Source organism: Streptomyces albiflavescens (assembly GCF_014645835.1).
Taxonomy (GTDB): Bacteria; Actinomycetota; Actinomycetes; order Streptomycetales; family Streptomycetaceae; genus Streptomyces; species Streptomyces albiflavescens.
Genome location: NZ_BMMM01000004.1, coordinates 575815 through 587454 on the forward strand (window position 1 = coordinate 575815; position 11640 = coordinate 587454).

7 protein-coding genes are annotated in these 11640 nt (G+C 70.8%); 4 read left to right on the forward strand and 3 right to left on the reverse strand.

The features are described from left to right. Window positions 1-366: 366 nt before the first annotated feature. On the forward strand, window positions 367-1155 hold the full coding sequence (locus IEY95_RS14950) for an ABC transporter ATP-binding protein (RefSeq protein WP_189186468.1): 789 nt from the start codon (window positions 367-369) through the stop codon (window positions 1153-1155). Further along, complete coding sequence (locus IEY95_RS14955) at window positions 1152-3722, forward strand: ABC transporter permease (RefSeq protein WP_189186469.1); 2571 nt, start codon at window positions 1152-1154, stop codon at window positions 3720-3722. The genes IEY95_RS14950 and IEY95_RS14955 overlap by 4 nt, the downstream gene beginning before the upstream one ends. A gap of 102 nt (window positions 3723-3824) precedes the next feature. Here IEY95_RS14955 and IEY95_RS14960 read toward each other — a convergent pair whose 3' ends face one another. Further along, a complete protein-coding gene (locus IEY95_RS14960; protein WP_189186470.1) occupies window positions 3825-5255 on the reverse strand; it encodes a DUF2079 domain-containing protein in 1431 nt (476 codons plus the stop codon). Between the two features lie 536 nt (window positions 5256-5791). Here IEY95_RS14960 and mfd point away from each other — a divergent pair. Continuing rightward, a complete protein-coding gene (gene mfd, locus IEY95_RS14965; protein ID WP_189186471.1) occupies window positions 5792-9322 on the forward strand; it encodes a transcription-repair coupling factor in 3531 nt (1176 codons plus the stop codon). A gap of 141 nt (window positions 9323-9463) precedes the next feature. On the opposite strand, the gene IEY95_RS14970 is transcribed toward mfd, so the two are convergent. Continuing rightward, complete coding sequence (locus IEY95_RS14970; RefSeq protein WP_189186472.1) at window positions 9464-10048, reverse strand: TetR/AcrR family transcriptional regulator; 585 nt, start codon at window positions 10046-10048, stop codon at window positions 9464-9466. Window positions 10049-10154: 106 nt separating this feature from the next. Here IEY95_RS14970 and IEY95_RS14975 point away from each other — a divergent pair, with 106 nt between their 5' ends. After that, entirely contained in the window at window positions 10155-11078 is a 924-nt protein-coding gene (locus IEY95_RS14975) for an SCO6745 family protein (protein ID WP_189186473.1), read from the forward strand. A 141-nt stretch (window positions 11079-11219) separates the two neighbouring features. Here the strand turns inward: IEY95_RS14975 and IEY95_RS14980 are convergent, their stop codons facing one another. After that, entirely contained in the window at window positions 11220-11399 is a 180-nt protein-coding gene (locus tag IEY95_RS14980) for an Rv0909 family putative TA system antitoxin (protein ID WP_189186474.1), read from the reverse strand. Between the last annotated feature and the right edge of the window lie 241 nt (window positions 11400-11640).

Sequence of the window (11640 nt, forward strand, 5' to 3'; positions counted from 1 at the left end):
CACTTGATCCTCACGTCGCGGGAGGGTGGACGCTGAATGGGCTCAAGGGTGGAGGCGACCCCGAGATGAACTCCACCGAAGGGTGGAGGGCCCCTAGGGGGTCCTCCGTACTAGGGCTCGGGGAGGGTTCGTCCCGCTGGAGGAGGAGACGGGGTGGGGCCCGTCCTTAACCTGGCTTTACGCCGCTGGGGAGCACGTCCGGTCGTACGGACCGCACCGTTGGGGGTGGGGTTTTCCCCAGCAAAAGACTGCGCTGAGCACCAGCGCGCCGGACCACCGCCCGGCACCAGACTTACCGACGTACCGCAGCGCACTTTCAACCGCTGAGCAGCGGAATCATCTGCTGCCCGACATAGGAGACTTACCGTGACATCGGCTGTGACCATTCCCAGGCACGGGGGCACTGGAGGGCGTACGGCCGTTGCCGCGCGGGCGCGGCAGGTCGTGAAGGCGTACGGGTCGGGGGAGACCCGCGTCGTCGCCCTGGACCACATCGACGTGGACATCGCGCGGGGCCAGTTCACCGCGATCATGGGCCCCTCGGGGTCCGGCAAGTCCACGCTGATGCACTGCCTCGCCGGACTCGACACCGTGACGAGCGGTCAGATCCACCTGGACGAGACCGAGATCACCGGGCTCAAGGACAAGAAGCTCACACAGCTGCGCCGGGACCGGATCGGCTTCATCTTCCAGGCGTTCAACCTGCTGCCGACGCTGAACGCGCTGGAGAACATCACGCTGCCGATGGACATCGCGGGCCGCAAGCCGGACAAGGGCTGGCTGGACCAGGTCGTGGAGACCGTCGGGCTCGCCGGCCGCCTCAAGCACCGTCCGAACCAGCTCTCCGGTGGCCAGCAGCAGCGCGTCGCCGTCGCCCGTGCGCTGGCCGCGCGCCCCGAGATCATCTTCGGTGACGAGCCGACCGGAAACCTGGACTCCCGTGCCGGCGCCGAGGTGTTGGGCTTCCTGCGCCGCTCCGTCGACGAGCTCGGCCAGACCATCGTGATGGTCACGCACGACCCCGTCGCGGCCTCGTACGCCGACCGGGTGCTGTATCTGGCGGACGGCAGGATCGTCGACGAGATGTACCAGCCGACGGCCGACCAGGTCCTGGACCGCATGAAGGACTTCGACGCCCGGGGGCGTACGTCATGACCGTCCTGAAGACCTCGATGCGCAACTTCTTCGCGCACAAGGGACGCATGGCACTCTCGGCCGTCGCGGTCCTGCTGTCGGTGGCCTTCGTCTGCGGCACGCTGGTGTTCACCGACACGATGAACACGACGTTCGACAAGCTGTTCGCGGTCACCTCCTCCGATGTGACGGTGCTGCCCAAGGCGGCCAAGAGCGACGACACCCCGCAGAACGGCAAGCCGGAGTCGGTGTCGGCCTCCGTGCTGGAGCGGGCGAAGAAGGCGGACGGCGTCAAGTTCGCCGAGGGCGCGGTCAGTTCGATGAACGTGACCGTCGTCAACAGTCACAACAAGAACATGGGGTCCACCACCGGCGCCCCGACCATCGCGGGCAACTGGACGCGCAATGACCTCCGGTCCATGGAGATCACGCAGGGCCACGCCCCGCGCGGCCCGACCGAGGTGATGGTCGACGCCGACACCGCCGACAAGCACCACCTGAAGATGGGCGACGAACTGCGCACCATCGCGGTCACCGGTGACTTCAAGGCGAAGATCGTCGGTATCGCCACCTTCAAGGTGACCAACCCGGGTGCCGCCGTCGTCTACTTCGACACCGCCACCGCGCAGCGCGAACTGCTCGGCGCCACCGGCCGGTTCACGCAGATCAACCTCTCCGCCGCGTCCGGTGTCTCGGACACGCGGCTCAAGCAGAACGTCTCCTCGGTGCTCGGCGGGTCGGGATCCTTCAAGATCCAGACCGAGAAGGAGAACTCCGACGAGAACCGCAAGGGCGTCGGCGAGTTCATGAACGTCATCAAGTACGCCATGCTCGGCTTCGCCGGCATCGCGTTCCTGGTGGGCATCTTCCTGATCATCAACACCTTCTCGATGCTGGTCGCCCAGCGCACCCGCGAGATCGGCCTGATGCGTGCCATCGGCTCCTCCCGCAAGCAGGTCAACCGCTCGGTCCTGGTCGAGGCGCTGCTGCTCGGCTTCTTCGGCTCGATCCTCGGTGTCGGCGCGGGTGTCGGCCTCGCGGTCGGCCTGATGAAGATCATGTCGTCGATGGGCATGGACCTGTCGACCCGCGACCTCACGGTGAAGGCGACCACCCCGGTGGTGGGCCTGCTGCTGGGCGTCGTGGTCACCGTCCTCGCCGCCTACCTCCCGGCCCGCCGTGCGGGCAAGGTCTCCCCGATGGCGGCGCTGCGCGACGCCGGCACCCCGGCGGACGGCAAGGCGGGTCTCGTACGCGGCCTGATCGGCCTGGTGTTGACCGGTGCCGGAGCCTTCGCGCTCTACACGGCGGCCACCGCCGACAAGGCGAGCGACGGTTCGCTGGTGCTGGGCGCCGGTGTCGTCCTCACCCTGATCGGCTTCGTGATCATCGGCCCGCTGCTCGCGGGCGGGGTGGTCCGGGTCATCAGCGCCGTACTGCTGCGCATGTTCGGCCCGGTCGGACGGCTCGCCGAGCGCAACGCGCTGCGCAACCCGCGCCGTACGGGCGCCACCGGTGCGGCCCTGATGATCGGTCTCGCTCTGGTCGCCTGCCTCTCCGTGGTCGGCTCGTCCATGGTGGCCTCGGCGACGGACGAACTGGACAAGTCCGTCGGCGCGGACTTCATCGTCCAGGGCAACCAGCGGATCGTGCCGCAGGCCGAGAAGGCCATGGAGGCGACGCCGGGCCTGGAGCACGTCACCCGCTACAAGGACCTCGAAGCCAAGATGACCTCGCCGGACGGCAAGGTCGACGACTCCGGGATCACCGCGGCCGACCCCTCCTACGCCCAGGACCTGCGCCGCAAGACGACCGCCGGTGAACTGTCGGCGGCGTACGGCAAGGACGCCATGTCGGTGGGCTCGGACTACGCCAAGAAGCACGGCGTCAAGCTCGGCGACACCCTGACCGTCGCCTTCAAGGGTGGCGCGACGGCGAAGCTGAAGGTCGCGGCCATCACCGACGACGACGTGGCCATCGACCAGGGTGCGCGATACACGAGCATCGAGACCATGAAGAAGTACCTGCCCGCGAACAGGATCCCGCCGAACGAGATCATGTTCGCCAAGGCCAAGGACGGCCAGGAGAAGCAGGCGTACGCGGCCCTGAAGAAGTCCATGGAGCCGTACCCGCAGTACCAGGTCCGCGACCAGACCGACTACAAGCAGGAGTTGAAGGACCAGATCGGCCAGCTCCTGAACATGGTCTACGGTCTGCTGGCCCTGGCGATCGTCGTGGCGATCCTGGGGGTGGTGAACACCCTGGCCCTGTCGGTCGTCGAGCGCACCCGCGAGATCGGCCTGATGCGCGCCATCGGTCTCTCCCGCCGCCAGCTGCGCCGGATGATCCGCCTCGAGTCGGTCGTCATCGCCCTCTTCGGTGCCCTTCTCGGTCTCGGCCTGGGCATGAGCTGGGGCGCCACCGCCCAGAAGCTCCTCGCCCTGGAGGGCCTGAAGGTGCTGGACATCCCCTGGCCGACCATCATCGGCGTCTTCATCGGCTCGGCGTTCGTGGGCCTGTTCGCCGCCCTCGTCCCGGCGTTCCGGGCGGGCCGGATGAATGTGCTGAACGCGATCGCCACCGACTAGCGGCCGAGAGGCCGCCGCACAGCCACCGCGAACGGGGGTTGCGGGGGACGGGCCCGGCCCGAGGAGAGTCGATCTCCTCGGGCCGGGCCTGCGGTCTGTCTCCTACCGCCTCTTGAGGAGCACGTATCCGTGAGTGGCGCCGATCACGGCGTACTCGGCGTGCGGGTGCAGCTGACGGGCGTACGCCTGGACGTCGTGGAGGGAGCGGGAGGTGTCGTCCAGGGCGATGAAGTCCGGGGTGAGCCCGTGGGCGGTGCCGGCCCAGAAGACCCGGCAGCGCGAGGTGAGGCGGCTGCTCGGCCCGGTGTTCGCCTCGACGCTCGCCCCGTCCGGGATGAGCGCCAGCATCCGTTCGACGGCACTCACGCGCGCGGGCTTGCGATATGCCTCGGGCTCGGTCAGCAGGGACAGCGGGAGCGTGGTCGTCAGCGCGAGGGAGGCCGCGGCGACGGCGGCCGGGAGGTGCAGCGCATACGAACGCAGCCACGGGCGCGGGCTGTAGCGGGCGCGGGAGAGCGCGTCGGCGAGGGCGAGTGAGAGGACCGGCATCAGGACCGCGCTGTAGTGCCAGTCCGTTCCCCAGTAGTGCGCGTCGGAGGAGCCGAAGCGCCAGCCCAGGGTCGGCAGGGCGACCAGGAGGAGCGGGGAGCGCAGGGCGAGCAGGCCGGTGGTGGGGATCAGCAGCCAGGCGAGGGTACGGAGTTTGGTGCCGGTGCCGTCGAGGGGGCTGCTCGCGTCGCCGACCTTGTCCCAGTAGGCGTACGCGTCCGTGGAGTTGAAGGCCGGGATCACCAGGGTGAGGGTGACCACCGTGGCCAGTACGCCGAGGGCGGCGACCCCGAGCGCGTACCGCGCCGCGGTCGGGGACGAGCGGCGGGCCCGCACCGCGACGACCAGGGCGATCGCGGCCACCGTGAGCCCCAGGTCCTCCTTCACGAGCACCAGGGGCAGGGCCCACAGGAGGGCCGCGCGCCGGCGGTCGGCGAGGAGCGCTTCGAGGGCGAAGGCGATCAGCGGGACGGCGAAGCAGATCTCGTGGAAGTCGAAGTCGACGGTGCGCTGGATTCCCCACGACAGCCCGTACGCGACCCCGAGCGCGAGTCCGCGGTGACGCCCGAGCAGCCCCGCCGCGGCCCGGGTGACCGGCACGACGGACAGCGCGAGCAGCGCGGCCTGCGCGACGAGGAGGGTGACGGGCGTGGGGAACACCCGGTAGGCCGGGGCGAGCAGCGCGGTGATCGGGCTGAAGTGGTCGCCGAGGATGTTCGTGCCGGGGCCCTTGAGGTCGGCCACCGGGGCCTGGAGATGGGCGTAGGCGCGGACCGCCTGCTCGAAGATGCCGAGGTCCCAGGACCTGGTGGCGAGGTGCCGGTAGCGGCCGAGGGAGAGCGCCGCGTACGCCACGAAGAGGACGGCGGCGAGGAGGAGGGAGTCGCGGGGGCGCCGGTCACGGGTGGGGGCGGGCGTGACCGGCAGGGGTATGTGGGGGGTCGCCGGGGCGCGGTCCGGTGGGGCGGCCTGGGCTGTGTGCACGGGGTGGTCCTTGGGCGGGGGAGCGACTGCGGGGGGTGGGGTGGGGTGGGCGTGAGTGGGGGAGCGACTGCGGGGGGCGTGGGTGGGGTGTCGCCACCGCCGCCGCTGCCCGTCCCATCTTCCAGGGGTGCGGCCCGGGTCCCGCCGGGGGGTTGCCCGGCCTGGGTCCGGGCCGGGGGGTTGCCCGGCCTGGGTCCGGGCTGGGGGGTTGCCCGGCCCGGACCCTGCCCGGGGGCTGCTCGCCCTGGACCCCGCCGGGGGCGGCCACCTGTCCCGGACCCCGCCGGGGGGTGTCCCCCGGCCACCGGGTTGTGCTTCGGCTGAGGGTGGGTGGCGGCCGGTCGCGCGGTTCCCCGCGTCCCTGACGGGGCGACGGGGCGCGGCCACTCCGCGGGACGCCCGCCGCGCCGGGCACGGAAGCCGGCGTTGTCCACAGGCCCGGCGCCTCGCATCCCGGCGTCGTAGGCTTGAGACCCCCGGCCCGTCACACGTGTCGGGCGGTTCGCGTTGCCCACTCCCCGGGATGGAAGCCCTTCATGAGCCTGCACGGTCTGCTCGACGCCGTCGTCAAGGACGCCGCCCTCGCGGAAGCGGTGAGGGCCGCCACCGACGGCAACCGTATGCATGTCGACCTGGTCGGCCCACCCGCGGCCCGCCCCTTCGCGGTGGCGGCGCTGGCCCGCGAGGCCGGCCGCCCCGTTCTGGCGGTGACGGCGACGGGCCGCGAGGCCGAGGACCTGGCCGCCGCGCTGAGGTCCTTCCTCCCGCCGGAGGGCGTCGTCGAGTACCCGTCGTGGGAGACGCTCCCGCACGAGCGGCTGTCCCCGCGCAGCGACACCGTGGGCCGTCGCCTCGCCGTCCTGCGGCGGCTGGCCCACCCGCGCCCCGACGACCCGGAGACCGGCCCCGTCTCGGTCGTCGTCGCCCCGGTCCGCTCCGTGCTGCAGCCGCAGGTCAAGGGCCTCGGCGACCTGGAGCCGGTGGCCTTGCGCACGGGCCGGAGCGCCGACCTGGGCGAGGTCGTCGAGGCGCTCGCGGCAGCCGCGTACTCGCGGGTCGAGCTCGTCGAGAAGCGCGGCGAGTTCGCGGTCCGCGGCGGCATTCTGGACGTCTTCCCGCCCACCGAGGAGCACCCGCTGCGGGTGGAGTTCTGGGGTGACGACGTCGAGGAGATCCGTTACTTCAAGGTCGCCGACCAGCGGTCCCTCGAAGTCGCCGAGCACGGCCTGTGGGCGCCGCCCTGCCGCGAGCTGCTGCTCACGGACGACGTACGGGAGCGGGCGGCCCAGCTGGCCGAGGAGCACCCGGAGCTGGGCGAGCTGCTCGGCAAGATCGCCGAGGGCATCGCCGTGGAGGGCATGGAATCCCTGGCACCGGTCCTGGTCGACGACATGGAGTTGCTGCTCGACGTGCTGCCCAAGGGCTCGATGGCCGTCGTGTGCGATCCGGAGCGGGTGCGGACGCGGGCCGCGGACCTGGTGGCGACGTCGCAGGAGTTCCTGCAGGCGTCCTGGGCGGCGACCGCCGGCGGCGGCGAGGCGCCCATCGACGTGGACGCGGCCTCCCTGTGGTCCATCGCGGACGTACGGGACCGGGCGCGCGAGCTGGACATGATGTGGTGGTCGGTGTCGCCGTTCGCGGCCGACGAAGACCTCGACACGGACACCCTCAAGCTGGGCATGCACGCCCCCGAGACCTATCGCGGCGACACCGCCCGGGCCCTCGCCGACACCAAGGGCTGGCTCGCCGACGGCTGGCGCGCGGTGTATGTCACCGAGGCGCACGGCCCCGCCGCCCGTACCGTCGAGGTCCTCGGCGGCGAGGGCATCGCGGCCCGCCTCGACACGGACCTCGCGGACATCAGCCCCTCCGTCGTCCATGTGTCGTGCGGCTCGATCGACTACGGCTTCGTCGATCCCGCGCTGAAGGTCGCCGTCCTCACCGAGACCGACCTCTCCGGCCAGAAGGCGGCCGGCAAGGACGGCGCCCGCATGCCGGCCCGCCGCCGCAAGACCATCGACCCGCTCACCCTCGAAGCGAGCGACTACATCGTGCACGAGCAGCACGGCGTCGGCCGCTACATCGAGATGGTGCAGCGCACGGTCCAGGGCGCGACCCGCGAGTACCTGGTCGTGGAGTACGCCCCCGCCAAGCGAGGCCAGCCCGGCGACCGCCTCTACATTCCCACCGACCAGCTGGAGCAGATCACCAAGTACGTCGGTGGCGAGGCCCCCACGCTGCATCGTCTGGGCGGCGCCGACTGGACGAAGACCAAGGCGCGCGCCAAGAAGGCGGTCAAGGAGATCGCGGCGGATCTGATCAAGCTGTACTCGGCGCGGATGGCGGCCCCGGGGCACGCGTTCGGCGCCGACACCCCGTGGCAGCGCGAGCTGGAGGACGCGTTCCCCTACGCGGAGACCCCCGACCAGCTGACGACGATCGCGGAGGTCAAGGAGGACATGCAGAAGACGGTCCCGATGGACCGTCTGATCTGCGGCGACGTGGGTTACGGCAAGACGGAGATCGCGGTCCGCGCGGCCTTCAAGGCGGTGCAGGACGGCAAGCAGGTGGCCGTGCTCGTCCCCACGACCCTCCTTGTGCAGCAGCACTTCGGCACCTTCTCCGAGCGTTACTCGCAATTCCCGGTGAACGTCAGGGCGTTGAGCCGTTTCCAGACGGACACGGAGGCCAAGGCGGTCCTGGAGGGCCTGCGCGACGGCGGGGTGGACGTCGTCATCGGCACCCACCGGCTGTTCTCGTCGGAGACGAAGTTCAAGGACCTGGGCCTGGTCGTCGTCGACGAGGAGCAGCGCTTCGGCGTCGAGCACAAGGAGCAGCTGAAGAAGCTGCGCGCGAACGTCGACGTACTGACGATGTCCGCGACTCCGATCCCGCGCACCCTGGAGATGGCGGTCACGGGCATCCGTGAGATGTCGACGATCACCACGCCCCCGGAGGAGCGGCACCCGGTCCTGACCTTCGTCGGCCCGTACGAGGAGAAGCAGATCGGCGCGGCGATCCGCCGTGAACTGCTGCGCGAGGGCCAGGTCTTCTACATCCACAACCGTGTCGAGTCCATCGACCGCGCGGCCGCGCGGCTCAGGGAGATCGTCCCGGAGGCACGCATCGCGACGGCGCACGGCCAGATGGGGGAGCAGGCTCTGGAGCAGGTGGTCGTCGACTTCTGGGAGAAGAGGTTCGACGTGCTCGTGTCGACCACGATCGTCGAATCCGGCATCGACATCTCCAACGCCAACACGCTGATCGTGGAGCGCGGCGACAACTTCGGCCTCAGCCAACTGCACCAGCTGCGCGGCCGAGTCGGACGCGGAAGGGAACGCGGATACGCGTACTTCCTCTACCCCCCGGAGAAGCCGCTGACGGAGACCGCGCACGAGCGTCTGGCGACCATCGCCCAGCACACCGAGATGGGCGCGGGCATGTACGTCGCGATGAAGGACCTGGAGATTCGCGGCGCGGGCAATCTGCTCGGCGGCGAGCAGTCCGGTCACATCGCGGGCGTCGGCTTCGACCTCTATGTACGCATGGTCGGCGAGGCGGTCGCGGACTACCGCGCCTCGCTGGAAGGCGGCGTCGAGGAGGAGCCGCCCCTGGAGGTCAAGATCGAGGTGCCGGTCGACGCGCATGTCCCGCACGACTACGCCCCCGGCGAGCGGCTCCGCCTCCAGGCGTACCGGTCCATCGCCTCCGCCAACACGGAGCAGGACGTCAAGTCCGTACGCGAGGAACTCGTCGACCGCTACGGCAAGTTGCCCGAGCCGGTGGAGAACCTGCTGCTGGTGGCCGGTCTGCGGATGCTCGCGCGCGCGTGCGGCGTCGGCGAGATCGTCCTCCAGGGCAACAACATCCGCTTCGCCCCGGTGGAGCTGAGGGAGTCCCAGGAACTCCGCCTGAAGCGCCTGTACCCGGGCACCGTCATCAAGCCGGCCGTCCACCAGATCCTGGTGCCCCGCCCGAAGACGGCGAAGGTGGGCGGAAAGCCGTTGGTGGGGCGGGAGTTGCTGGGGTGGACCGGGGAGCTCCTGGCGTCGGTTCTGGGGTCGTAGGACCTCGCTCCTCCTGTGGGCGCGGCCCGGCGCGTACGGTGAGGAGGAGGCGGTCGCCGGGCGCGGCGGCGTTCGCCATGAGACTCGACCGGGCGTGGCTCCGGTCCCGCCGAGCGGGCGCGGCGTGGGAGCCGCGCCCGCTCAGCGGGAGCGGAACAGCATTCCCGTCAGGGCGCGGAAGACCTCCTCGGGGTCCTGATCGCCCACCGGGCCATCCAGGTTGTGGCTCAGGAGCAGCGTGGCGAAGCCGTGGGCGAGAGACCAGGCGGCGACCCCGGCGAGGCGGGCATCGGGGCCGCGGCCCTCGGCCGGTACGGCGGTGACCGCGGCGCGCAGGCGCTCGCCCGCGAGGGTCCTGGCCGTCGTCAACTCCAGGTCGTTGTCGCGGAGCAGCCCCGGAGTGAACATCACCTGGAAGTACGCGGGATGCTCACGCGCGAACCGTACGTAGCGCACGCCCGCGTCCCTCAGGTCCTCGGCCTCCGCGAGCGCGCCCGCCAGCAGCTCGTACCCCTCGGCGGCGATCGCGGTGAGCAGGCCGGTGCGGTCCTTGAAGTGGTGGGCCGGCGCGGCGTGCGAGACGCCGGCGCGGCGGGCCAGGTCGCGCAGGCTCAGTGCGGACGGGCCGTCGACGGTGATGACGTCCAGCGCGGCGGCGAGGATCGCGCGGCGCAGGTCGCCGTGGTGGTAGGGGCGCGCGGAGTCGCCGGTCTTCGCGGGGTTCATGGTCAGCAGCGTACGCCGAATCTAGGCATTGACAAGTTCGGCGGGCTCGGGCAATCTAGTCAGTGTCAAGTTGTGGAGTGAGTGGAACGCGACGAGGGGTGGAGTCATGTCGGAGAACGTCAGCGGGACGAGCGCCACAGGCAAGGCCGAAGCGGGAATCGGGGCGGGCGTCGACCTCGGCCGAGTGCGCCAGCTCTGGCACCTGCTGGAGCCGCTGCACGCGGTGTACTACTACGCGCCGGAGAGCTTCGAGGAAGCGGCCGCGCTCGGTTACGGAACGGAGGAGCGCTGGCCGAGCTACTTCCCGTACCGCGCCGCGCCGTTGGGGGCGGTCGGGAGCGAGCGCGTGGCCTCCGCCTTCTACAGCTTCAGCCCGCGCATGGTCGCCGAACACATGAAGTCCGCCTGGGGGACCGCGAGTCCGGATCAGGTGCTGAAGGCGCGGGAGCGAGCCGTCGACCGGGCTTATCGCTCGATCCTCGGCGACCGGATACACAGCCCCGAACTCGCCGAGGCCGCCGCCCTGGCGCGCCGTGCCGCCGAGGCCGCGAACACCGCGGGCCGTCCACTCGCCGCCGCCTACGCGGAGTTGGTCTGGCCCGAGGCTCCCCACCTCCAGCTGTGGCACGCGGCGACGATCCTGCGCGAGCACCGGGGCGACGGCCACCTCGCCGCACTGCTCATCGCCGGGCTCGACCCGGTCGAGTCACTCGTCTCCTTCGCGGCGATAGGCGCAGCCTCCGTGGAGCGCTTCGAGAGCCGCGGCTGGAGCCCGGAGGAATGGACCGCCGCCCGCCAACGCCTCACCGCCCGCGGCCTGGTGAACGAGGACGGCACCGCCACCCCCGCCGGCCACGAGCTGCGCCGCCAGGTCGAACAGCACACGGACGAGCTGGCCGCCGCCCCTTGGCGCGCCCTCGGCCCGGACGTCACCGCCCGCCTCGCCGACCTTCTCGGTGAGTTCTGGGTCGCGGCGCTGAGCTCGGGGCTGCTGCCTTCGGAGACGACACTGGGGATCGGGAAGGTGTGAGGCGATGTGACGACGCGCCCGATAGTCCAACTCCGGCTCGGGCACAGCGGAACCGCCCGCGGGACCGGGTCTCCGCGGACGGTTTCTGGTGCCTGGGATTCAAGGTGATTCAGTCGGTGCAAGCCTCCGTGCATCTTCGGGTCACTGCTGTTCGGGCCGGTCGCGGTCCATGCCCATCGCGCCCTCGATCTTCTGCTGCGCGTCGTCGACCTGGCCCGTGTACTTGGTGCCCGTCTTTTCGTTGACTTCTTTTTCCGCGGCGTCGGACATGGCCTTGGCCCTGTGCTGCCCATGGCCCTTGAACCTGTCGAAGATGCCCATGCAGAGCTCCTTCCGAAGGTGTCTCGCCACCGACGATACGCCCGGCATGCACCGATTGCCCGTTGGGTGCAGGTAGGGACGAGGGGCCCTGACCGCTACCGAGTTTCATTCGCAGTGCATCGGGCTTCAGCCCGGTGGTGAAGCGAATCTCGTGATTGCGGCGCGGAGCGTCGCCGTGTCGTTCCGGCGGAGCCGGACCGGGCGGGCCGTGGCGGTGAGATGGGGAACGGATGTTCCCGGC